Source organism: Streptomyces niveiscabiei, from assembly GCF_033794345.1.
GTDB classification, from domain to species: domain Bacteria; phylum Actinomycetota; class Actinomycetes; order Streptomycetales; family Streptomycetaceae; genus Streptomyces; species Streptomyces niveiscabiei.
In genome coordinates, this window is the sequence record NZ_JARAYJ010000025.1 from 33,672 (window position 1) to 56,828 (window position 23,157).

At 71.2% G+C, this 23,157-nt stretch carries 18 protein-coding genes; 8 read left to right on the forward strand and 10 right to left on the reverse strand.

Going from position 1 to position 23,157, the window contains the following annotated elements:
- The first annotated feature begins 33 nt into the window (after positions 1 to 33).
- A complete protein-coding gene (locus tag PV682_RS29150; RefSeq protein ID WP_319734776.1) occupies positions 34 to 825 on the forward strand; it encodes an alpha/beta fold hydrolase in 792 nt (263 codons plus the stop codon).
- Between the two features lie 95 nt (positions 826 to 920).
- Here the strand turns inward: PV682_RS29150 and PV682_RS29155 are convergent, their stop codons facing one another.
- Positions 921 to 1,316, reverse strand: a complete 396-nt coding sequence (locus PV682_RS29155) for a nitroreductase/quinone reductase family protein (RefSeq protein ID WP_319734777.1) — start codon at positions 1,314 to 1,316, stop codon at positions 921 to 923.
- A 60-nt stretch (positions 1,317 to 1,376) separates the two neighbouring features.
- The gene (locus PV682_RS29160) at positions 1,377 to 2,894 is read right to left on the reverse strand and encodes a CehA/McbA family metallohydrolase (RefSeq protein ID WP_319734778.1); all 1,518 of its coding nucleotides are present in this window, start codon (positions 2,892 to 2,894) and stop codon (positions 1,377 to 1,379) included.
- Positions 2,895 to 3,128: 234 nt separating this feature from the next.
- Between PV682_RS29160 and PV682_RS29165 the strand changes: the two genes are divergently transcribed.
- Positions 3,129 to 3,974, forward strand: a complete 846-nt coding sequence (locus PV682_RS29165) for an LLM class F420-dependent oxidoreductase (RefSeq protein WP_319734779.1) — start codon at positions 3,129 to 3,131, stop codon at positions 3,972 to 3,974.
- Here the strand turns inward: PV682_RS29165 and PV682_RS29170 are convergent.
- On the reverse strand, positions 3,957 to 4,661 hold the full coding sequence (locus PV682_RS29170) for a hypothetical protein (protein WP_319734780.1): 705 nt from the start codon (positions 4,659 to 4,661) through the stop codon (positions 3,957 to 3,959). The genes PV682_RS29165 and PV682_RS29170 overlap by 18 nt on opposite strands.
- Positions 4,662 to 4,877: 216 nt before the next feature.
- Between PV682_RS29170 and PV682_RS29175 the strand changes: the two genes are divergently transcribed.
- Complete coding sequence (locus PV682_RS29175; RefSeq protein WP_319734781.1) at positions 4,878 to 7,463, forward strand: bifunctional FO biosynthesis protein CofGH; 2,586 nt, start codon at positions 4,878 to 4,880, stop codon at positions 7,461 to 7,463.
- A 129-nt stretch (positions 7,464 to 7,592) separates the two neighbouring features.
- The gene (locus PV682_RS29180; protein ID WP_319734782.1) at positions 7,593 to 8,171 is read left to right on the forward strand and encodes a hypothetical protein; all 579 of its coding nucleotides are present in this window, start codon (positions 7,593 to 7,595) and stop codon (positions 8,169 to 8,171) included.
- A 63-nt stretch (positions 8,172 to 8,234) separates the two neighbouring features.
- On the opposite strand, the gene PV682_RS29185 is transcribed toward PV682_RS29180, so the two are convergent.
- The 3 genes from PV682_RS29185 to PV682_RS29195 form a co-directional block, all read right to left on the reverse strand.
- Positions 8,235 to 9,368, reverse strand: a complete 1,134-nt coding sequence (locus PV682_RS29185) for an ADP-ribosylglycohydrolase family protein (RefSeq protein ID WP_319734783.1) — start codon at positions 9,366 to 9,368, stop codon at positions 8,235 to 8,237.
- A gap of 173 nt (positions 9,369 to 9,541) precedes the next feature.
- The gene (locus PV682_RS29190) at positions 9,542 to 11,104 is read right to left on the reverse strand and encodes a sodium:solute symporter family protein (protein WP_319734784.1); all 1,563 of its coding nucleotides are present in this window, start codon (positions 11,102 to 11,104) and stop codon (positions 9,542 to 9,544) included.
- Between the two features lie 208 nt (positions 11,105 to 11,312).
- Positions 11,313 to 12,101, reverse strand: a complete 789-nt coding sequence (locus PV682_RS29195) for an SDR family oxidoreductase (RefSeq protein WP_319734785.1) — start codon at positions 12,099 to 12,101, stop codon at positions 11,313 to 11,315.
- Between the two features lie 90 nt (positions 12,102 to 12,191).
- Between PV682_RS29195 and PV682_RS29200 the strand changes: the two genes are divergently transcribed.
- Positions 12,192 to 13,076 (forward strand): hypothetical protein, encoded by an 885-nt coding sequence (locus tag PV682_RS29200; RefSeq protein ID WP_319734786.1) that lies wholly within the window; start codon positions 12,192 to 12,194, stop codon positions 13,074 to 13,076.
- A 21-nt stretch (positions 13,077 to 13,097) separates the two neighbouring features.
- Here the strand turns inward: PV682_RS29200 and PV682_RS29205 are convergent, their stop codons facing one another.
- Positions 13,098 to 15,020, reverse strand: a complete 1,923-nt coding sequence (locus PV682_RS29205; RefSeq protein ID WP_319734787.1) for an MFS transporter — start codon at positions 15,018 to 15,020, stop codon at positions 13,098 to 13,100.
- Positions 15,021 to 15,201: 181 nt separating this feature from the next.
- Complete coding sequence (locus tag PV682_RS29210) at positions 15,202 to 17,667, reverse strand: D-alanyl-D-alanine carboxypeptidase (RefSeq protein ID WP_319734848.1); 2,466 nt, start codon at positions 17,665 to 17,667, stop codon at positions 15,202 to 15,204.
- A gap of 1,439 nt (positions 17,668 to 19,106) precedes the next feature.
- On the opposite strand from PV682_RS29210, the gene PV682_RS29215 reads away from it, so the two are divergent.
- The 3 genes from PV682_RS29215 to PV682_RS29225 all read left to right on the forward strand — a co-directional run bounded on the left by PV682_RS29215 (position 19,107) and on the right by PV682_RS29225 (position 21,445).
- The gene (locus PV682_RS29215) at positions 19,107 to 19,865 is read left to right on the forward strand and encodes a GOLPH3/VPS74 family protein (protein WP_055722827.1); all 759 of its coding nucleotides are present in this window, start codon (positions 19,107 to 19,109) and stop codon (positions 19,863 to 19,865) included.
- Between the two features lie 342 nt (positions 19,866 to 20,207).
- Positions 20,208 to 21,089: a helix-turn-helix domain-containing protein gene (locus PV682_RS29220; RefSeq protein ID WP_319734788.1), complete on the forward strand. Its 882-nt coding sequence runs from the start codon at positions 20,208 to 20,210 to the stop codon at positions 21,087 to 21,089.
- 170 nt (positions 21,090 to 21,259) lie between these two features.
- On the forward strand, positions 21,260 to 21,445 hold the full coding sequence (locus PV682_RS29225; protein WP_055722829.1) for a DUF397 domain-containing protein: 186 nt from the start codon (positions 21,260 to 21,262) through the stop codon (positions 21,443 to 21,445).
- A 159-nt stretch (positions 21,446 to 21,604) separates the two neighbouring features.
- Here PV682_RS29225 and PV682_RS29230 read toward each other — a convergent pair whose 3' ends face one another.
- Positions 21,605 to 22,480, reverse strand: coding sequence for a MerR family transcriptional regulator (locus tag PV682_RS29230; protein WP_319734789.1), 876 nt, complete (start codon positions 22,478 to 22,480; stop codon positions 21,605 to 21,607).
- 171 nt (positions 22,481 to 22,651) lie between these two features.
- Complete coding sequence (locus PV682_RS29235) at positions 22,652 to 23,155, reverse strand: glutathione peroxidase (protein ID WP_319734790.1); 504 nt, start codon at positions 23,153 to 23,155, stop codon at positions 22,652 to 22,654.
- Positions 23,156 to 23,157: the final 2 nt, after the last annotated feature.

The following is a 23,157-nucleotide window of genomic DNA, read 5'->3' on the forward strand; positions in this document are numbered from 1 at the left end:
GCGCGACACCTCCGTATGGGGCAGTATCGGGGCATGAGTGAGGTAGCGGGCGTCATGATCGCGGTCGACGGCGGCGAGGTCTGGGCCGACGAGCAGGGCGGCGGCGACGGACCGCCCCTGGTCCTGCTCCACCCCGGCGTCGGGTCCTCCGAGATCTGGGAGCCCGTGCTCGCCCCGCTGGCCGCGCGGCACCGGGTGATCCGGTACGACGTACGAGGGTACGGGCGGTCCCCGGCGCCGACCTCCTCGTACCGGCAGGACCTCGATCTCGCGGTCGTACTCGACCACTTCGGCGTGGAACGTGCCGTGCTGATCGGCAACAGCATGGGCGGGGCCACCGCCATCGCGTACACGCTGGACCACCCCGAGCAGATCGCCGCGCTGGGCCTGCTCGTCCCCGGGGTACCCGGGTACCCCGAGCCCGATCCGCCCGAACTCGCCGCGCAGGTCGAGCCGTTGGCGCTGGCCGGGGACCTCGAAGGGCTGGCCGACCTGGGGATGTCGTGGTGGGGCGGGGCGGGCACGCCGCCCGACAGCGAGGCGCGGCGGCTGCTGCGCGGGGTGTTGAGCGGGTGGTTCACCTCGTACGTGCATGAGGAGCAACTCCCGTCCTGCTACGAGCGGTTGGGGGAGGTGTCCCTGCCGTGCTCGCTGCTGCTGGGGGAGTTGGACCAGCCGGTCGTCGTCAAGCGCAACGAGGTCATCGCCTCGCGGATTCCCGGGTGCCGGCTCGTACGGGAGGCCCGGTGCGATCACTTTCCGACGCTGCGGGTGCCGGGGGCGGTCGTGGAACTGGTGGAGGACCTGTACCGGAGGGTGGGCTGAAGGGGACGGGTAGCACGGGGGCAGGCGGAGGCGGGGGAGGGCGGCGAGTACTACGGGTAGTACGGGTACTACCCGGTCCACGGGTATGACACGGGTCAGTCCGTGTCCAGGTCCACCCGTACCGTCAGCAGGTCGGTACCCAGTACCCGTACCGCCGTGCTGTTCAGCCTCGGCAGGCCGCGCAGGCGGGTCACCGGGTCGTCGTCCCGCAGGATGTGCGCCGTACCGGTGTGCCAGCGGCCCCTGATGCGGACCCGGACCCTCGGGTTCGCCTTGATGTTCCGGATGTACTGCGAGCGGTCGCCGAACTCCGAGACCAGCCAGAAGGCGTCCCCGGTCCGGCGGCCACCGAGCGGGGTGCGGCGGGGGAGCCCCGAGGTACGGCCGGTGGTCTCCAGGACGGGCTGGAGCGGGAGCCTGCGCATGAGGGGGTTGAGGCGGCGCTGGACGGCGGTGGTGATCCGGAAGCGGCGGTCGGCGAGGGTGGTCATGGTCGATTGTCCCCCTGAGGTCCTCGCACCGCATCGTGCGGCGCCCTCAGCCCGTCCCCGTCAGCCCCGTCCGCGCCCCAGGAACACCGGGTTGGTCAGTGCCGCCAGCGGCCCCGGCAGGACGGGCGCGGTCGCCGGGTGGCGGACCTCGGCGCGTACGTACGCCGCGTACGACGGCGTCGTCCGCCACTCGAAGACCCCCGAACCCGAGTCGCCCACGGGGGCCCCGGTGAACAGGACGCCCTCGTCGGTGACCAGGCGGACCGTGCAGCCCCTCACCCCTGAGACCTCCACGTGTACGACCACAGGGGTATCCGGGGCGACCGCGAGCCGCTCCCCGATACCGGCGTGCTCGCCGCGCGGGCCGGTGACGGTGAGGACGACCGTGACGTCCTTGGACTCCGCGACGTACGACCGCCCGGCGCGGATGCCGTCCTGGATCGCCTCGCGGGTCAGGTCGTCCGCGAGGACCACGGTCTGGGGCAGGCCCACCACGTCCGGGTCGCGGTGCGCGTCGCTGTTGCCCATCGCCGGGAGCCAGTCGCGGCCCTCCCGTACGGCGGCGACCAGCGTCGCGTCCCAGGAGGCGAGCGCGATCTCGTCGTCCGGGGTGTAGGGGCCGTTCCACACCTCCACCGCGTCCGCCTCGCCGAACCCGAACTTCCAGGCGCAGCCGATGCAGGTGGCGTGCGGGTGCGCGGGGACGACGAGGCCGCCCGCGCGGTGGATCTGGCGGGCGAACCGTGCGAAGCGGTGGTCGCGGGCCCGGTAGCGCCAGTCGACGAACGTGCCGGGGTCGGTGCCGAGCGCGACGACGTGGCCGTTGCGGGTGGTGACCTCCTCGCCGAGCAGGATCAGCAGGTCGTCGCCGGCCTGGTCGGCCCAATGGGCGTGCCCCGCATGGGTGTTGTGCTCGGAGGTGTTGATGAAGTCCAGCCCGGCGGCGCGGGCGAGCGCCGCGATCTCGGCGGGGGTGCGGCGGCCGTCGGAGTACCAGGAGTGCAGGTGGCAGTCGCCCCGGTACCAGGCGCGGCCCCGGCCCCGCGCGCGCTCCGGCGGGTAGACGGGAGTGGGGGTATGACCCGGTGACCCGTACGTGAGGGTGACGGTGATCTCGTACGTCAGCCCCTGGGGGGACACGGTGTACGGCCCCAGCGCCACGTACCAGGTCCCCGCGCGGATCGGTCCCGGGACGTATCCGGGGGTCGCGTCGTCCGCCCGGACGAAGAACTCCGTACGGGCCCCGCCGGACCAGCCCCGGAAGCCCCGGCCGCCGAGCTCCGTCCCGCGCTCGTCGAACAGGCCGATGTCCAGGGCGTTCCCGGGGGTGCCGGCGGGCACGGCGGGGCGGTCGTAGCTGTACGCCACCCTCAACTCGCCGACCCCCGCCGGGACTTCCACCGGCACATACACGAAGTCCGGCGCCCCGGCGGGCAACGTCCCCCGCAGGGTCCTCGCCGCCCGCCCCTCCTCCCGTCCCTCGGCGGAGGCAAAACCCATGCCCCCGACAGTCATCACCGCACCCGCACCCGTCACGAACAGGGCACGTCTGCCGATCTCGTGAGCGTCGTCGCACATGGCGCCAGTGTGGGGGAGGCGGGTGAACTCGGGGAGGCGTGAGGGGAATCGGGATGTGAGGTCGTCCGAATGGGGGTGGTTTTCGGTCGGTTGAGGCTCGCGAGGGCTGCGGGCTGGAGACTCGGTCGCGCAATTCCGACCGGTCGGTATGGACAGTTCGGGTTGTTCCGGGTACAGATGAGGGCGGCACTCGCGTCTGTAGTCGTACCGCTGTACATCCGGAAAGGCCGTCGTATGCGTATCTCGGTCACGATTTTTCTCACCGATGAGACCATCACTCCCACGCGTCTCGCGCGGGAGTTGGAGGCGCGGGGGTTCGCCGGGCTGTATCTGCCGGAGCACACGCATATTCCGGTCGAGAGAGTTACGCCGTACCCCGCGGGTGGGGGGCTGCCCAGGGAGTACGGGCGGACGCTGGACCCGTTCGTCGGGCTCGGGCAGGCCGCGGCGGTGACCGAGCGGCTGGGGCTGGGGACCGGGATCACGCTGGTCGCTCAGCATGATCCGATCGACCTCGCCAAGCAGATCGCCACCGTCGACCATCTGTCCGGGGGACGGCTCACGGTGGGGCTCGGGTACGGGTGGAACGTCGAGGAGGCCGCCGACCACGGGGTCGAGTGGCGGACCCGGCGGGAGCTGGTGCGCGACCGGATGGCGTTGATGCGGGCCTTGTGGTCCGACGAACCCACCGGCTACGAGGGGGAGTTCGGGAGCGTACGGCCGTCCATCGCGTACCCCAAGCCGGTGCGGAAGCCGCGCGGGCCGGTCGTCGGGCCGCGCACCCTCATCGGCGGCGGCGCCGGACCCAAGCTGTTCTCCCACATCTGCGAGTACGCCGACGGCTGGCTCCCGATCGGCGGACGCGGGCTCGGCGAGTCGCTGCCGGTGCTGCGCGCGGCGTGGGCGGAGGCGGGGCGGGAACCGTCCGAGCTGGAGGTCGTGCCGTACGCCGTGGTGCCTACCCGGGGAAAACTTGAGTACTACGCGGAGCTGGGGATCGAGGAGGCGGTCGTGCAGTTGCCTCCGGCGGGGGAGGCGGAGGTGCTGCGGGTGCTGGACGAGCTAGCTCCGTACGTGTGACGGGGACGGGGTGAGGTCCGGCGGCCGTACGTCGTCGCCGGCGGGTCCGGTGTCCCCCGTATGCCACCCGGGGTCCACGGCACAGGGCATGGAGGCGCCGCCCTCGAAGTACTCGCGCTCGGCGGACCAGCTGAAGAACGCCCGTTCCTCACCGTCCGAGCGCATCGCCCGTAGCTCCCAGGTATCCCCGGCCCTGCCCTCCTCGTAGGACGTGACGTCCCACCCGCTGTCCTCCAGATGGGTGCGCAGCCGACGCAGTCCGGGAACCGCCTGCCCGGCGGTGACGTGGTCCAGCGCCCAGCTGTGGGTCATGGTGTAGGCCCCGTCGACGATCTCGTCCGTGAGCCCGCCCCGGTAGCAGAAGCCGGAGTCCAGGATGTTCTCGGGGGAGACCCCGATGTCCTCGACGCCGTAGGGGATCGTGCGCGTGAACCCCAGCACGCCGTACGCCTCCCGGGAGTTCGCGACCGCCCGGTCCGCCATCTCCTGGGGCGCGACCCGGGGGAAGTCCGACGCGTCCTTGGTCACCACGGCGAGCCAGACGAGCAGGGCGAGGCCGAGGAAGAGGGGTACGGCGACGAGCGCGGCGCAGCCGAGCCCCGCGGCCTGCCCCACCCGCGCGGCGGTGCTTCGGGCAGGTGCGGCGGCGGGCTCGGTCCCGGCGGCGGGCGTGATCTCCACGGACATGCCAGGACGGTAGGCGGCAGCCGATACCCCGGGCATCGGTACGACCACGCACACCCCCTGGGTACTAGTACTCACGAGGGACAGGACCTGAGAGGTACGCCCACCCCGCGCCCCACCCCGCGCTCCACCCCCACCGAGCGCCCCCACCCCCGTACTCGCCCCCACCCCCACCGAGCGCCCCCGCACCTCAGATGACCTCGAACGTATGCTCAAAGGATGACGACTTCCGCGACCTCGGGAACCGGCCCCACCGAGAACTCCATGCGTCGCGCCCTCAAACGCGCCCGGGACGGCGTCGCGCTCGACGTGTCCGAGACGGCTGTGCTGCTACAGGCGCGCGGCGAGGCTCTCGACGACCTCACGGCGACCGCCGCGCGCGTGCGTGACGCGGGCCTGGCGGCGGCCGGCCGGCCCGGTGTCATCACGTACTCCAAGAGCGTCTTCATCCCCCTGACCCGCCTGTGCCGCGACAAGTGCCACTACTGCACCTTCGTCACGGTGCCGGGCAAGCTCCGCCGGGACGGCCACGGCATGTTCATGTCCCCCGACGAGGTACTCGACGTAGCTCGCAAGGGTGCCTCCCTGGGGTGCAAGGAAGCCCTCATCACTTTGGGGGACAAACCGGAGGACCGCTGGCCCGAGGCGCGCGAGTGGCTCGACGCGCACGGGTACGATGACACCATCGCCTACGTGAGAGCCATCTCCATCCGCATCCTGGAGGAGACCGGACTGCTCCCCCACCTCAACCCCGGGGTGATGTCCTGGACCGACCTCCAGCGCCTCAAGCCGGTCGCGCCGAGCATGGGCATGATGCTGGAGACGACGGCGACCCGCCTGTGGTCCGAGCCCGGCGGCCCCCACTACGGCTCCCCGGACAAGGAACCGGCCGTCAGGCTAAGGGTGTTGGAGGACGCGGGCCGCTCCTCCGTGCCCTTCACCTCGGGTCTGCTGATCGGCATCGGCGAGACGTACGAGGAGCGCGCCGAGTCGCTCTTCGCGCTGCGCAAGGTCTCCCGCGCGCACCACGGCATCCAGGAACTGATCATCCAGAACTTCCGCGCCAAGCCGGACACGGCGATGCGCGGTATGCCGGACGCCGAACTCGACGAACTGGTCGCCGCGGTGGCCGTATCGCGTCTGATCCTCGGCCCCGCCGCGAACATCCAGGCCCCGCCGAACCTGGTCGACGGCGAGTACGAGCGCCTGATCGGCGCCGGCATCGACGACTGGGGCGGCGTCTCCCCGCTCACCATCGACCACGTCAACCCCGAGCGACCCTGGCCGCAGATCGAGGAGTTGACCCGCCGCTCCGAGGCGGCCGGCTTCGAACTCCGTGAACGCCTGTGCGTCTACCCGGAGTTCGTGACACGCGGCGAACCCTGGCTCGACCCCCGCCTCCTCCCGCACGTCCGCGCGCTCGCCGACCCCACGACCGGCCTCGCGATCCCGGACGCCGTCGTCGAGGGCCGCCCCTGGCAGGAGCCCGAGGAGGTCTTCGAGGCCACCGGCCGCACCGACCTGCACCGCACGATCGACACCGAGGGCCGTACGTCCGACCGCCGCGACGACTTCGACGAGGTGTACGGCGACTGGACCGAACTCCGCGAGGCCGCCGCCCCCGGCATGGTCCCCGAGCGCATCGACACCGACGTACGCCAGGCCCTGGCGACGGCCGCCGACGACCCGACGAAGCTGACCGACGCGGAGGCGCTCGCGCTCTTCCACGCGGACGGCCCCGCGCTGGACGCGCTGACCCGCATCGCCGACGACGTACGGAAGTCGGCGGTCGGCGACGACGTCACGTACATCGTCACGCGGAACATCAACTTCACCAACGTCTGCTACACCGGCTGCCGTTTCTGCGCGTTCGCGCAGCGCCGTACGGACGCCGACGCCTACACCCTCTCCCTGGACCAGGTCGCCGACCGCGCCCAACAGGCCTGGGATCTGGGGGCGGTTGAGGTCTGCATGCAGGGCGGCATCCACCCCGACCTGCCGGGCACCGCGTACTTCGACATCGCCAAGGCGGTCAAGGAGCGCGTCCCCGGGATGCACGTCCACGCCTTCTCGCCGATGGAGGTCGTCAACGGCGCGACGCGCACGGGGCTTTCGATCCGTGAGTGGCTGACTCAGGCCAGGGAAGCGGGACTTGACACGCTCCCCGGCACGGCCGCCGAGATCCTCGACGACGAGGTCCGCTGGATCCTCACCAAGGGCAAGCTGCCGGCCGCGACCTGGATCGAAGTCGTCACCACCGCCCACGAGTTGGGCATCCGCACGACGTCCACGATGATGTACGGCCACGTCGACCAGCCGCGCCACTGGCTCGGCCACCTCCGCACGCTCGCCGGCATCCAGCAACGCACCGGCGGATTCACGGAGTTCGTGACGCTGCCGTTCATCCACACCAACGCACCCGTGTACCTGGCGGGCATCTCGCGGCCCGGTCCGACGATCCGGGACAACCGTGCGGTGACCGCGATGGCGCGGCTCCTGCTGCACCCGTGGATCCCCAACATCCAGACCAGCTGGGTGAAGCTGGGCACCGAGGGCGCCGCCGAGATGCTGCGCTCCGGCGCCAACGACCTCGGCGGCACGCTGATGGAGGAGACCATCTCGCGGATGGCCGGCTCGTCGTACGGCTCGTACAAGTCGATCCGGGACCTCATCGCCGTCGCGGAGGCGGCGGGGCGTCCGGCGAAGCCGCGTACGACGCTGTACGGCGAGGTCCCGGCCGAGCGGCAGCGGGCGGCTCAGGCGTCCGACGGGCACCTCCCGGAGCTGCTGCCGGTCCTCGACTGACCCTGGTGGAGCGCCGGTTGCGATCTTGGAACGGTACCTGAGGGGGACCGGTACGGGCCCGGCGGCCAGGCGCTCCACAGTAGGATGATCCGACCCCCGAGGTGCGGGGGTCGGAGACTGAGGAGTTGCGTGCCCGTGCCTGCCCTGCGGCTTCCCTCGTGGGTCTGGGTCACCGGTCTGACGGCCGGGGCGATCGTCGGCGTGGGCTTCCTGGCGCTCGAAGCGGACAACGGCGTGCACCCTCATCCGACGGCCGCGGCCAGTCCGAAGCCGTCCGCCACCCCTCGGCAGTCGGTGGCTCCCGAGGCGTCCACGCCTAATACTCCGGGACTACCCGCGAAGTCGGGCACGGGCCGCCGTATCGTCTACTCGCTCTCCGCGGACCGGGTCTGGCTGGTCGACGCGGACGACCAGTCCCGCCGCACCTTCGACGTCTGGCCCGGGACGGTCGACCCCGCGCCGGGGACGTACACGATCTCCGTGCGCACGCCCGCGACCACCGGCTCCGACGGGGTCGCCGTCGAGCACGTCGTCTACTTCACGGTGAAGTCCGGCATCAACATCGCCTTCTCCAACGCCGTCGACGGCTCCTCCCCGCCGCCCGCCCCGGCCGGCACGCAGACCGGCGGCATCCGCCTCCACAAGGAGGACGGCGCGGCGCTGTGGGCGTTCGGGGCGACGGAGACCAGGGTCAGGGTCGTCGAGTAGTACCCGGGTAGTACCTGAGGGGTACGGCCGCCGCTCCGGCGATTCCCGACCCCGCCCCACCCCCTACCCCAGCTCTACCCCGCTGCTTCTCGGGTACCGGGCCAGCCACCCCGGCGCCGCCCCGGCGGGGTTGTGCAGCGCCGGCCCCTGCGTCATCTCCATCGAGAAGTCGTCGGCGAGCTCCAGCAGCGTCGGCCGCCCCTCCAGCTCCGCGAGCCACGCCGGGGGCAGGGCCGTCTCGCCGTGCAGCGCGCCGAGCAGGGACCCCGTGACGGAGGCGGTCGCGGCGGAGGGGGCGCCGTGGTTGACGGCGAGGCGCAGGCCGTGCCGTACGTCCTCGGCGACGAGCGCGCAGTACACGGCGGCGGACAGCAGCTCGGGCGCGCTGCCGCCCCCGGCGAGTTCCTCGACCCGCGCGGACGTCGGCAGGCCCTGCCTGACCGCGCCGAGCCCCCGTTGCAGCGCCTCCGACACCGGCTCGTGGCCGGGCCGCGCCGACAGGTGGGACAGCGCCCGCTGCACCGCGCTGTCGAGACTGTCGCCCCTGGCGAGCGCGTGCACGACGACCGCGTACGCGCCCGACGCGAGGTAGGCCGCCGGGTGGCCGTGGGTCTGCGCCGCGCACTCCACCGCGAGCTGCGCGACCAGCTGCGGCTCCCAGCCGACCAGCAGCCCGAACGGTGCCGACCGGCCGAGCGCCTCGGGGCCGTCCGCCGCCGGGTTCTTCGGCGACTCCAGGGTGCCCATCCGCTCGTCCCCGAGGCCGAGGAGCAGCGGGCGTGTCGGGTCGCGGCGGGCGTACAGCCACTCCTCGCGGGCCAGCCAGCCGTCGTCCTTGCGGCGTAGGTCGGGACCCCAGTCGCGCTGCGTGGCCGCCCAGCGCAGATACGCGCGGTGCAGGTCGGTAGGGGGGTGCCAGGCGCCGGTGTCGCGGCGGACCTGGGCGCGGATCAGGCCGTCGACCGTGAACAGGGTGAGCTGGGTGAGGTGGGTGATCGCGCCGCGCCTGCCGTACGCGGGGAGCAGGTCGACGACGCCCTCCACCCCGTACGTCTGGAGTATGACGTCCCCCGAGGTCCGGTCCACCGGGGCGCCCAGCGCGTCACCGAGGGCGCCGCCGAGCAGTGTGCCGCGTACCCGGCTGCGGAAGTCCTGCTGTTCCGCACGGCCCCAGACGGGCCCGGCTGCCGTACTCACACCAAGCCTCCCCGGCCCCTTGTCCGCCGTCCGTACGACACGGTTCGCCACTGTAATCGAACGGGGACGGGGAGTTCAGGGGCTGCTCGGTATGCCCCCTGTGCCCGAAGCGCAAAGGTTTTCGGCCGTCCTCTCACTGTTTCCGCGCACGGGGGCAGGGGGCGGTACGGGGGTCAGGTGCGCGGCGCGGGGACCGGGTCCTGGTGTTCGGGGCCGTCGGCCTTGAGAGCCACGCCGTCGTCGTCCGAGTTGATCTTGTCGATGATCGCGAGCCGCTCGGGGGTGTCCTCGGGCCGGATGAACCCGATCGCGATGTACAGGACGAGGGAGACCGCGAGGGGTACGGACACCTGATACTGGAGGGGTACGCCGCCGTCGACGTTCCAGTTGATCGGGTAGTTGACGAGCCAGAACGCCAGCAGGCCCATCGACCAGCTGATCAGCGCCGCCGTCGGCCCGGAGCGGCGGAACGGCCGCAGCAGGCCCAGCATCATCGGGATGGCCATCGGGCCCATGAGACCGGCGACCCACTTGATGACGACGGTGATGATGTCCTTGAACGCGGGGGAGTTGACCTGTGTCGCCGCCGCCATGGACAGGCCGAGGAAGACGACGGTCGTGATGCGCGCGACCCGAAGTCCCTGCCCCTGGTCCCAGGTTCGGGCCCGCTTCCAGATGACCGGCGCGCAGTCCCGGGTGAAGACGGCCGCGATGGCGTTGGCGTCGGAGGAGCACATCGCCATCGTGTGGGAGAAGAAGCCGACGATCACGAGCCCCAACAGGCCGTGCGGCAGGAGCTGTTCGGTCATCAGGCCGTAGGAGTCGGAGCCGTCCGGCTTCTTCGACTCGACCAGCAGCGGCGACATCCACATCGGGAAGAACAGGACGACCGGCCAGACCAGCCACAGCAGCGCCGACAGCCGCGCGGAGCGCTCGGCCTCCTTCGCGTTCGGCGTCGCCATGTACCGCTGGGCCTGGTTGAGCATGCCGCCGTTGTACTCGAACAGCTTGATGAACAGGAACGCGAGCAGGAACACGGTGCCGTACGGGCCGACGAGCGGCTTGCCGTGGCCCTGGAGCGCGGGCTCGTCCCAGGCGCCGAGGAACCCGATGTTCCTGTCGTTCAGTTCGACGACCACGGCGATGAACATCGCGACGCCCGCGAGGAGTTGGATGACGAACTGGCCCAACTCCGTGAGCGCGTCGGCCCACAGGCCGCCGATCGTGCAGTACACGGCCGTGATGGTGCCGGTGATGAGGATGCCCTGGTTCAGCGAGATGCCGGTGAAGACGGACAGCAGGGTCGCGATCGCCGCCCACTTGGCGCCGACGTCCACGATCTTCAGCAGCATCCCCGACCAAGCGAGTGCTTGCTGGGTCTTCAGGTCGTACCGGTTCTTCAGGTACTCCAGCGGGGAGGCCACGTGGAGCCGTGAACGCAGCCGGTTGATGCGCGGCGCGAACAGCTTCGAGCCGATCGCGATGCCGAGCGCGATGGGGAACGACCAGGTGACGAAGGAGGTCACCCCGTAGGTGTAGGCGATGCCGGCGTACCCGGTGAACATCACCGCGCTGTAGCCCGACATGTGGTGGGAGATACCGGAAAGCCACCACGGCATCTTGCCGCCGGCGGTGAAGAAGTCGCTGACGTCGTCGACCCGTTTGTGCGACCAGACGCCGATGGCGACCATCACGCCGAAGTAGCCGATGAGCACGGCCCAGTCGAGACCGTTCATGTGCCCCCTTCCAGGGTTCGCCGTCAACGTGGGGTTCGCAGCAGACAGGCAGGGCAGGCATGTGAACTCTGGGTGTGATGGTGTGCTCACGGCAAGCGCGAGGAGGGTCAAGGAGAAGTAAAATCGTTCGGTGAGATGACCCCAATTCCTGTACGTGAACGCCGAATTGAGTGGTACGGCACCGGTGAACCGGCTGGTCCGGCCCCGCTCAGCGCATCAATTCCCCCGCGTTCACCAGCAACGACTGCCCCGTGATCGCCCGCGCCCGAGGCGACGCCAGGAACACCGCCGCGTCCGCCACGTCCCCGTCCGTCGCCAGCTCCGGCAGCGCCATCCGCCCCGCGAGCCGCTCCAGCACCTCACGCTCGGGCACCCCCTCCGACTGCGCCGTGAACCGCACGTACGCCTCCACCGGCGGCCCCCACATCCACCCCGGCAGCACGGTGTTCACCCGTACCCGGTACGGCCCCAACTCCCTTGCCAGCGAGTACATCACGCTCGTCAGCGCCCCCTTGGACGCCGCGTACGCCGCCTGCTTCACCTGCGAGGGCGCCGCCACCGCCGACTGCGTCCCGATGAACACGACCGCGCCCCCGCCGCCCTCCTTCAGCGCGGGCAGACAGGCCCGCGTCATCCGCAGGGTCCCCAGCAGATTCACGTCCATGACGGACCGCCAGGTCTCGAAGTCGGCGTCCTGGACGCCCCCGAAGTAGGAGTCCCAGGCGGCGACTTGGACGACGGCGTCGATCCCGCCGAACCGCGACACCGCCAACTCGGCGAGAGCGCCGCACTGTTGCTCGTCGGTGATGTCGGTGGACCGGAACGCGGTGCGCGCCCCGCCGGGGTCGATGTCCCGTGCGGACTTGGCGAGTCGATCCTCAGTCCGCGCCCCCAGCACCGCGTTCCCCCCTTCCCGTACGACGGCCGCCGCGACCTGGTGACCCAGGCCCGCGCCGACTCCGGACACGACGACGGTCTTGCCGGTGAGCAGAGACACGGACCCTCCCTGTTGGCCGCTTCCTGACGCTGGCGCATTGTCTGACGGACCGTCAGAGTATGGGCGAGCGCGCAGGAAAGGGGAACGCACATGAACGAGACCGGCACCGGCCGGGCCACGTCGAGCGAGGCCGCCTCCGGTGAGGCCGAATCCAGCGCCCGTTACGCCGAGTTGGCCGCCACCGGCCCCTACGGCGTCCACCCCGGCCACGCCCTGATCACCATGGTCGAACCGCACCCCGGCCACGAGTACGCCTACAACCGCTGGTACGAGGACGACCACTTCTACGCCGGCGCGATGGCGATGCCCTGGATGTACGCGGGCCGCCGCTGGGTCGCCACCCGCGACCTCCAGCTCCTGCGCTACCCGGAGAAGTCGGCGGTCGCCCAGCCCGTCACCCAGGGGTGCTACCTCTCCACCTACTGGATCACCGACGGCCGCTACGCCGACCACATGCGCTGGACCGTCTCCATCAACCGCCGCCTCAACCACGACGCCCGCGTCTACCAGGACCGCACCCACGTCCTCACGGCGTTCCAGGACCACGAGACGACGGTCTACCGCGACGGCGCGGCCGGCCCCCGCGACTTCCACGCCCTGGACCACCCCTACCAGGGGCTGATCCTGGAGGTGATCGACGCGGAGGCCCCCGAGCGGCGCACCGACCTCCTCCAGTGGCTCCGTACCCTCCACCTCCCGCGCGCCCTGAAGGCGTCCCCGGCGGCGATGGTGACGGTCTTCCGGCCCACCCCCCTGCCCGTCGACCGCATGTCGTACGTGAAGCAGGTCGAGGGCACCGACACCCGCCTGACCCTCCTGTGGTTCCTCGAACGGGACCCCCGGGAGGTCTGGCAGGACCACTTCACCGGCCTCGACGCCCCGGTGGAGGAGTCGGGCCTCGGCAGGGTGGAGCTGGTGGCCCCCTTCATCCCGACGATTCCGGGGACCGACCGCTACGTATCGGAGCTGCGCTAGCTCTCGGGTACTAGTGCGGGACTACTTGAGCTCGTCCGGGCACGGCGTCCCCCGGGGCAGCTGGTAGGGCGCCGCCAGCCGGTAGATGCCCGCCGTGGGGGCGACCAGCATCGTCCACTTGTCGCCCTCCGTGTCCTCCTCCGTCTCGTACAGGCAGCCGTGGAGGTTCTCGTAGACCTTCGGCTCGCCCTCCTCGCGGTGCTTGGACGCCTCGGTCTCCTGGGGGGCCTTGAGGCTCTTGCCCTGCGCGTCGACGACGCTCAGCCAGGGGGAGTAGGGGATCTTGACCAGGACCCGCCCGGCCCGCTTCACGTCGATCGTCATCTCGCCCTGCTCGGCGCGCTGGACCACCGCGTCGGGCTCGGCGAGCGGCGCCGGGTCGTTGACCCGGAAGAGCTGCCAGTTGGCGTCGCCCCAGATCTGCTTCAGGTAGGGCAGACCCCGCTGGACCAGTTCGCGCTCCCGCTCGGCGCCGTCCCCGTCCGGGGCGTCCTTGGGTACGACGACGAAGTGCACGGCCCACCGCTTGAGCCATTCGTGGTAGTTCGCCGAGTTGAGGGTGTCGTCGTAGAAGAGCGGGTTGCGCTTCATGTCGGCCTGCCGGTTCCACCCGCGCGCGAGGTTCACGTACGGCGCGAGCGCGGACGCCTCCCGGTGCGAGCGCGCGGGTACCACCTCCACCCGCCCCTTCCCCGCGCCGACCTGCTGGAGCTCGTTCACCAGCGGCGCCAGCTCGCGCGCCCAGGAGGCCGCCGGGGTCGTACGGACGACGTCGTCGACCGACTTGAAGCCGACCCACACCACGAACCCGACCGTCGCGATCACCAGCGCGTACCACTTGCGGCTGCGCGGCACCGCGAACGGCAGCGCGCACGCGACCACGACGCCGCCGAACAGCATCGCGAGCCGGGTGATGTTGGAGCCGATCTGCGAGCTGACGATCCACACGCCGAGCACGAACAGCCCGTACACCGCCGCCGTGATCCGGACCGTCTTCCAGCTCTTCGGCACGCCGAAGAAGACGATCACCGAGTAGATGAACGGCAGCGACGCCGAGCCGATCGACATCGGCTGCGTCCCCGAGAACGGGAACAGCCACGCGGAGACGCCGACGACGAGGGCCGGCGCGATGCCCAGCGCCCACGCCCCAGGGCGTCGCTTCTGCAAAAACAGGGCGACCGCCACGAGGCCGACGAAGAGGCCGGCGACCGGGGACGACATCGTCGCCAGCGCGGCCAGCGGCGCCGCGACCAGGGCCTTCGCCCAGCGCTTGTGGCGCCACTTGTGCGGCCAGCAGAAGACGGCGGCCACCGCGCCCAGCGCGAACATGTTGCCCAGGCCGAAGGTGACCCGCCCGCTCGCCGCGTTGCACAGGAACGCGACGACCCCTATCAGTGCAGGCCAGACCGGGTTCTTCACCGGCCGCGAGCGCAGCAGGATCAGCGTCAGCAGGCCCGCCGAGAGCGTTCCGGCGATCATCATCGTCGTCCGCACGCCGAGGACCGACATCAGGTACGGCGAGATGATGCTGTACGACACCGGGTGCATCCCGCCGTACCAGGCGAGGTTGTACGCGGAGTCGGGGTGGCGGCCGACGAACTCCGCCCACGCGTCCTGCGCGGCCAGGTCGCCGCCGCTGTTCGCGAACGTGAAGAACCAGAGTAGGTGCAGGCCGCCCGAGAGGACGGTCATGGAGAGCACCAGGTGGTGCGTCAGCCAGGCGCGCAGCCGGGTGAGGCGGGGGCCGAAGCGGGCGTCGAGGCGGGCCCCGAGCGAGGGCCTCACCCCGGGCTCCCCGGAGCTCCCGGATTCCCCGGAGCTCCCGGCCGCCGCGGCGGGGTCGAGCCGGTCATGCGAGCCGGAGTGCGGCGCGGGCAGCCGTATTCGCGGGCCGGGGTCCGGGCCCGGACCGGTGTCGTCGCGTGTCGGCTCCGCAGTGGCCACCTGTAGGCACTCCCCGTGTCCCGTCTTCTTCTTCTCGTCCCCTACCGGCTTCCCGTAAGACCGCAGGGTTACGACCACAGGGTGAGCGGCCGTCGAGTTGTGTCCGTTTCGTGACGCTAGCACGCAGCCCGCCGGCCAGGACCGGGTGGTACTGGACGACGGGCCGCGGGAGGGTGCCGGGTCAGCCGAGGCGGGTCAGCTTCGCGCCGAAACCGGGTTCCGCCAACTCACTCCTGAGGGCTACGGGTACCTTCACGGCGCTCGCGGAGCCGCCGTCGCCGACCGTCAGGGTAGCGACCTGGGTACCCGCCTTCGCGGTGTGCGGGAGATCACCGGCGACGAAGGAGAGCTTCACCTTCAGTCCGGGCCAGCCGACCGCGGTGACGTCCCGCGTGACTACCACGGGGGTACGGCCGCCGAGGCCGTCGTCCACGTACCCGACGACGTCGCCCTTCTTCAGGATCGTCGCCGACGTCAGGACGCCCTGGGCCGCGCGGATCAGCTTGTCGCCGGAGTCCAGGGCCGCGCTGAGGATCGTGTTCTCCGGGCCGCCGGCGGGCTGCCGGACGACCGCGCCGATGATCGTCCGGGTCTCCCCGCCGACCTCCTTCTTCGCGGCGAACATCAGGTTGCCCAGCGCCGAGGTCGTCGTACCCGTCTTGATGCCCACGACCTTGTTCTTGCCGACCAGGCCGTTCCAGTTCGAGTGGTACTCACCCTTGTAGTCCGTGTACGACATCATCGCCGCGACCTCGCGGAAGACGGGCTGCTCCATCGCCGCCTTGCCGAGCTTCACCTGGTCGATCGCCGTCGAGACGGTCGTGTCGTTCAGGCCCGAGGGGTCCGTGTACGTCGTGTTCGTCATCCCCAGGTCCTTGGCGGCGGCGTTCATCTTCTCGACGAAGGCCGTCTCCGAACCGACGTCCCAACGGGCCAGCAGGCGGGCGACGTTGTTCGCCGACGCGATCAAGATGCTTTCCAGCGCCTCGCGTTGGGTGATCGCGTCGCCCTTCGTGACGTTCACGGTCGATTCCTGGCCCGCGTTCGACTGGTCCTGTGCGGCCTGGTCGATCGGGATCTTCGGGCCGTCCTCGCCGCTCTTCAGCGGGTGGTCCTTGAGGATGAGATACGCGGTCATCACCTTCGCGACGCTCGCGATCGGGACCGGCTTCTCCTGGCCCGACGAGCCGAACGTGCCCACGCCCTGGACGTCCAGCGCGGCCTGGCCCTGCGCGGGCCACGGGATGTCGACCTTGCCGCCCTCGAAGGTGTGGACGCTCTGCGCCGTCAGGTCGAGCGCCGGCTTCGGGAGCGGGCGGACCATCTGCACGACCGCGAACACGACCGCCAGCAGGATCACCAGCGGCGTCCAGATCTTCACCCGCCGCACGAGCGCGCGCAGCGGGGTGGGCGGCGGCGGGGGCGTGTTCGTCAGCTCCGCCAGCAGGTCCAACGGCGGCTTCGGCGGGAGGGGTTGCTGGGTGGTCCGCTCCGGGCCGACCTGGGGTACGGCGGTGGTAGCGGTCGCCTCTACCCCTGCGGAGCTACGCGGCTTACGGCCGGCCGGGTCGTCCAGCGGCTTCAGCGCGACGAACCTGCTGGTCCGCTCGGCCTCGGCGTCGGCGGCGCCGGGCTGCTTCCGCCCGTCCGCGATCCCGGCGCCTTCGCTCTTTGCGGTGGCACCGGCTTTTCCGGCGGGGCCGGTCTCCTCGGAGGCGTCGCTCTTCCCGGCGGTGCCCCTGGGGTCGCCCGACTTCCCGGCGGGGTCGGCCCGGCCCGCGTCGTCCGGCTTCGAAGCGGCGTCCGTGTCCTCGGCGGTGCCGGTCTTCCCGGCCGCGTCCGTGCCGGCGGTCGCGTTCGCGGTGCCGGGCTTCTCCCCGGTGTCCGGCTTCTCCCCGGTGTCCGGCTTCTTGGCGGCGGACGTCGTCCAGGCGGCGCCGGCGGCTTTGCCCGTGGCTCCCGTGGGGGCCGGCTTCTCGGCGTCGCCCGGCTTTCCGGAGTCCGGCGTGCCGGGCTTCTCCACGTCGCCCAGCTTCAGCATCGTCGTCGGCTGGTCGACGTTCGGCTTCGGGCGTACGGCCTTGAAGATCGCGGTCGGTTGGTCGATGGGGTCGGCGTCGTCGGAACGGTCCTCGGTGGAGGCCGAGTTGGTGTCTGCTCCGTCGGGATCGGCCTTGTCGGCAGGGGAGTTGTCGCCGCGGGAGGACTTCTCGCCGGGCTCGGTCCCCTTCGCGCTGCCCGAATCGGCGTCGCCCTTCGGGGACTTGGGCTCGGCGTCGCCGGAATCGGCCTTGCCGGTGGGCGAGTTGTCGTCGGAGCCCGTGCTGGCGGTGGGGGAGCTGTCGCCGGGGGCCGTGTCGGCGGTGGGGGAGCTCTCGGCGGAGGGGGTTTCCTCGCCGGGCTCGGTGTCCTCGGCGGTGCCGGAACTGGCGTTCCCCGTCGGTGACTTGGACTCGGTGCCCGCCGAACCAGCCTCGTCCGCCGGCGAGTCGACTATCTCGCCGTCGGCTTTCGAATCCGTCGCGCCATCGGCGTACGAATCCGTCGCGCCCTCGGGCGAGTTGTCCTGTTCGTCGGCCGAACCGGCGGTTCCCTGAAGGGAGTCGGCGACTTCGGCGTCGACGTCGTCGTACGCGTCCGCCGTCACGGCACCCGCAGCCGTACGACGCTCCCCGGCGTCCCCGGACCCCCCGGAATCCGCCTCACCCGCCCCCACACCCGAGCCGCGAGCCGAACCGTCCCGCCCCGAGCCCCCCTCGGCGCCCCCAGGAGCCCCCTGAGCGCCCTTCACGCCCCCGGACTCCCCGGACCCGCCCCCAGCCTCTCCGGAGCCCGCAGAACGCCCTACAGCCCCGCCGTCGCCCCCGCGGACGCTGGCCTGATCGGAGTCATCACCGGAAGCATCGGCGCCACCACCCTCGGTGCCCGCCTCCTCGACGGCACCGACACCCTCGGTACGCCCCCGAACCTCCTCGGCGCCCCCGGCCTCCCGCCCTCGATCGCTCACCGCACCCTCTTCGCCACCCTGGGTTTCCACAGCACCCCGGACCTGCTCAGCGCTCCCGGCAACCCCATTCCCCTCGCGCGCCCCGGCACCCCCGGACACCCCGGCGCCTCCGCCCACGGCCTCCGCATCCCCGGCACCCTGCGCGCCCTCGGCATCTCCGGAGTCCACGCCCGCGCCGATCCCCTCAACGACCTCGGAACCCTCGGCCTGCCGTGCCTCCCCGGACACCCCGGCGCCCCCGGCGCCTGCGCCCGCTTCCTCAGCACCTTCGGAATCCCCAGCCACCTCGGCCACCTCGGCCACCTCGGTCGTCCCGAACCTCTCGGCCTCCTCAGCACCCCCGGCCTCGCCGGAGCCCTCGCCCACCTCGGCGTCCCCGGAACCCTCGGCCCGGCCGACACTCTCGGCCGCGCGGGCGTTCCCGGAACCCCCAGCGCCTTCGCCCGCTTCGATCCCCCCGGACCCCTTGGCCCGCTCGGTGTCCCCGGTGTCGCCGGTCTCCCCGGCCGTGTCGGCCCCCTCGGTGTCCCCGGCGTCTCCGGTCCCCCCGGCCGTGTCGGCCCGCTCGCCCGCGTCGGACCCCCCGGCCCCGCCGGACCCCCCGCCCGCCTCGGCGCCGGACGCCGCGTCGGACCCCCCGGCGCCCCCGACCCCCCCGTCCGTCGGCAACATCAGCACCCGCGTAGCCAGATCCACACCCCCCTCGCCCCCGGCCGCGCCCCCCGCCGGAACGCGGGGATCGGGAACCGGCGTGCCGGAACCCTGCGTCGGTCGTGACGACTCGTGCTGCTTCGACCTGTCGGGGGACTCGCCCGCCACCGATGCCTCCTCATATGCCGTACGGGATGACGTACGGCACGAAACGAACCGTGTACTGCGTACCTGGCCACCAACACCCCGTACCCGGACGGCGCCTCGGCACTGTCCGAACCATGTATCAGTGTCCTGTGTGGAGCGCTTGGCCCCTGCGGTAGACGAGAACGACATACCTGCCGGTTCCCTTACAAACAGGTCACGCACCCTCGACAGATGAATGTGAGAGGGGTCACCCTGTCTGTCATCCACGCGGGGAGGCATGGATGGGCAGGAGCCGCAGAACTCTTCCGGAAGAGCTTCTGTTGCTGGCATTGGACCCGACGACGGGTACCACTGCACAGCCGCAGTCGCTCGACCTCGGTCTGGCCGGAGCACAGCTAGTGGAGCTGGCGCTGGCCGGACGGATAGCCCCTGACGGGGATCGTATCGCCGTGGTGGCACCACGGCCGACAGGTGATCCGACACTGGACCACGCACTGGAGCTGCTGCGCCGTCGCGGCGCTCCGGTCCGCGCGGTCCACTGGATCGGCGGACCCCGCCTGGGGCTCCGTCAGACGTACCTCTCGCATCTGGAGCGGTGCGGCATGGTGCATGCCGTGGCCGGCCAGATGTGCGGGGTGCTGCCGACGACTCGCTATCAGGCGACGGACAACGCGATCAGCCGGGAGATCAGGTCCCGGCTGGACTCCGCGATCCGCACCGGCGTACCGCCGGACCCGCGGACCGCGGCACTCGCCGCGCTCGCGCACGCGGTCGGCCTCGGCAAGCACCTGTACCCGGGCAACGAGGGCCGTTCCTCGCGCTCCCGGCTACGGGACCTGATCAGGCACGATCCGATGGGCGGCCTCGTGGCGCACGCCGTGATGGACGTCCAGAACGGCGTGGCGGTCCAGCCGCGCCGGCCCGCCCCGGCACCGGCCGGCCGCCAGGCCGCGCCACCCGCCAGGGCGAACGCGGAAGCGGCCCACGGAGTTCCGGCGCAGCCACGCCGGACCACCATGGCGCGCGTCGTGGCCCACTGAGCCGCAGTACCACGACGCAGACGCGTACGGCCGCCCGCCGGCCGTGACTTCCGCGCCCCACCGACCCGTTCGGGAGCCGCGCGCACCGCGCGGGGTGGTGTGTCCGTTTCGCCGGTCAAGGCGAAACGGTACGCCGCCCCGCGCGGACGCATGTCCGAAAACAGGTGCCCCGGCGCGGAGTTGAAGCGGTATTGAACACGTGCAATCCACCAGTATCCCCGAACTTGCGGGCCTGGCTGGCATATCCGTGGTTTCCCAGCGGTAATAAGCCTGTTGGTGGCAGTCTGCTCAGCAGCAGATACGCAAAGTATCAACAGGCATCCAGCCGGAGGTGCACATCTCATGCCGTCCAACACCAATCCCACCGTGCGTCGTCGGCGTCTCGGTCTGGAACTGCGCAGGCTCCGCGAGTCGAAGAACATGACGGCCGAGCAGGTGGCCAAACGCCTGCTGGTCTCGCAGTCGAAGATCAGCCGACTGGAGAACGGCCGGCGCAGCATCAGCCCCCGGGACGTCCGCGACCTGTGCGGGGTCTACGAGATCGAGGACGAGCGCGTCGTCGAGTCCCTCATGCAGATGGCGCGCGAATCCCGCCAGCAGGGCTGGTGGTACGCGTTCAAGGACGTCCCGTACAGCGTGTACATCGGCCTGGAGGACGACGCGTCCAGCCTGCGCACGTACTCGCCCCAGGTCATCCCCGGGCTCCTCCAGACGCCCGAGTACGCGGCGGCCGTCATCAAGGGCGCGCTGCCCGAGAGTTCGGCGGAGGACATCGAGAAGCGCGTGGAGGTCAGGCTGCGCCGGCAGGGGCGGCTCGGCGAGCAGATCCACCCCGTCACCGGGGAGGTCAAGGAGCCGGTACGGCTGTGGGTCGTCATCGACGAGGCCGTCCTGCGCCGGACCGTCGGGAGTCGCCGGGTGATGCGCGAACAGCTGGAGCACCTGCTGGAGTTGGGCAAACTGCCGCACGTCACCATCCAGCTGCTGCCCTTCGACGCCGGCGCGCACCCCGGGCTCAACGGGGGTTACTCGATCCTGGAGTTCGCCGAACTCGCCGACTCCAGCGTGGTCTACATCGAGGGCGTCACCAGCGACCTGTACCTGGAGAAGCACCACGACGTGCAGACCTACGCCCTGATGTACGAGCACCTGCGGGCTCAGGCCATGAACGTCGAGGTGTCCGGCCGGACCATCGAGTCCATCGCCAAGGAGTACGCGCGCTGAGGTGAAAGGCCGCACTGTACAGGGCTGTTGCGGTCCGGCGCGAGGTTTTCCTGGAATATGCCACCAGGTCGGGTGAATGACTACCACCCGGGGTGGGGTCTCCCAGTAGCGTCGAATTGCGCCAGCGATCAACGGTGTTGGCGCGAAGAGAACCAGCACCTGGAGCAGAGATGGCAATTCGTCAGAGCGCCACGCACGTGTGGACGAAGTCCTCGTACTCGGTCGGGAACGGCGAGTGCGTGGAGGTCAGGTCGCCCGCCGCCGCGCTGGCCGTCCGCGACTCGAAGCGCCCCGAGGGCGCCGTCCTGGCGTTCCCCGCCACGGCCTGGACCGTCTTCGTGGAGTCGGTCAAGTAGCGCAGCCCGTCAGCCGGTTGAGCAGCCAAGTCACCGAGTCGCCGAGTCCGCCGAGAGGTTGAGTCGGCCGAGCAACTGAACAAGCACCACCGAGAGCCCTCTCGACGAGTATCGCCGTCCTTGCCGAGGGGGCTCGGCTTGTGCCCGCGCCCGGTGGGACTAGTCCGTGGCCGTCACCCGCCGCACCGGGAACGCCACATCACATACCGGGTCCTCCGCCCCCGCCGCGTCCCAGTCCGCGAAGTACACCTCCCGGCACGGGCCGTCGTACGCCCACCCCTCCCGCCGCATCCACGCCTCCACGGCGTCGTACGCCTCGAGTATCTGGGGGTGAGCGACCTGCGCCTTGGTGACCCGCGTGACGGCCAGCCGCCGCGCCGGCTCCAGACGGGTACGGGTATTACGGGTACGGGGTTGTCCCGCGACCCAGGCCCGCGCCGCCCCGGCGTCCCCCACGGGTACGCATGCCTCGGCGGGACCGTCGCTCTCCGTCGACGACTCCGCGTGGTAGGCGACGAAGGGGTGCCCGGCGATGCCGCCGCAGCCGGCCGCCGCCTCCTCCAGGCGGCCCAGCGCCGCCGGGATCCACACGGGCAGCTCGTCCGCGAGGACGTGCCGGGTCTCGGTGATCAGCAACTGCTCGGGGACTTCCACGAGTTCGACCGTGAACGCGTCGTACAGGTCAGCCATGTCCTGGCCCTTTCCGGTCAGACGACGACGGAGGTAGCCGGCGAGCGCGCGGCGTTCGGCGTGGCGGGTCTCGGCCTCGGACCAGTACGCGTCCAGGAGCCCGGCGCCCTGCCCGCCGTCCGCCTCGACGATCCCGGCGATCCGCGCGAGCGGCATGTCCAGGCGGCGCAGCAGGGCGACCAGGCGGGCGCGTTCGATCTGGTCCGCGCGGTAGTAGCGGTAGCCGCTCGCGGGGTCGATGTGCGCCGGGGGCAGCAGGCCCAGCCGGTCGTACAGCCGCAGCGCCTTCGCGGACAGGCGGGAGCGTGCCGCGAAGGCGCCGATGCCGATGAGTCCCTCGTCCATCCCGCCATCCTCCGTCACCGGACGGGGTCGTCCGGTGGGAGGAGGCTCGGGTCTGACCTTGGGGGAAGGTCAAGGAGGGGTGGGGGTACGGGGGTATGTCATACCGGGGTACGTCGTACCTGGGGTACCGGGGTATGTCATACCGGGGTACCGGAGAGGGACGCGGTCCGTTCAGCCCGCGAGCTGTGCCTCGACCGCCGTGACGACGTCCGTCGACTCCGGCTCGGTCTGCGGGGAGAAGCGGGCGACGACGGAGCCGTCCCGGCCGATGAGGAACTTCTCGAAGTTCCAGCGGATGTCGCCGGTGTGGCCCTCCGCATCGGCGAACCCGACGAGCCGCTCGTACAGCGCGTGCCGGCCCTCCCCGTTGACCTCGACCTTCTCGGTCATCGGGAACGTCACGCCGTACGTCGCGGAACAGAACTCCGCGATCTCCTCGGAGCTGCCGGGCTCCTGGCCCATGAACTGGTTGCAGGGGACGCCGAGCACGGTGAAGCCCCGCGCCGCGTACTGCTCCTGGAGCTTCTCAAGGCCCGAGTACTGCGGGGTGAGCCCGCACTTGGAGGCGACGTTGACGACGAGGACGACCTGACCGGCGTACTGGGAGAGGTCGGCGGAGCCGCCCTTGAGGGAGTCGATCTCTACCTGGAGGGGGGAGGTGGCGTTGTTGGTCATGC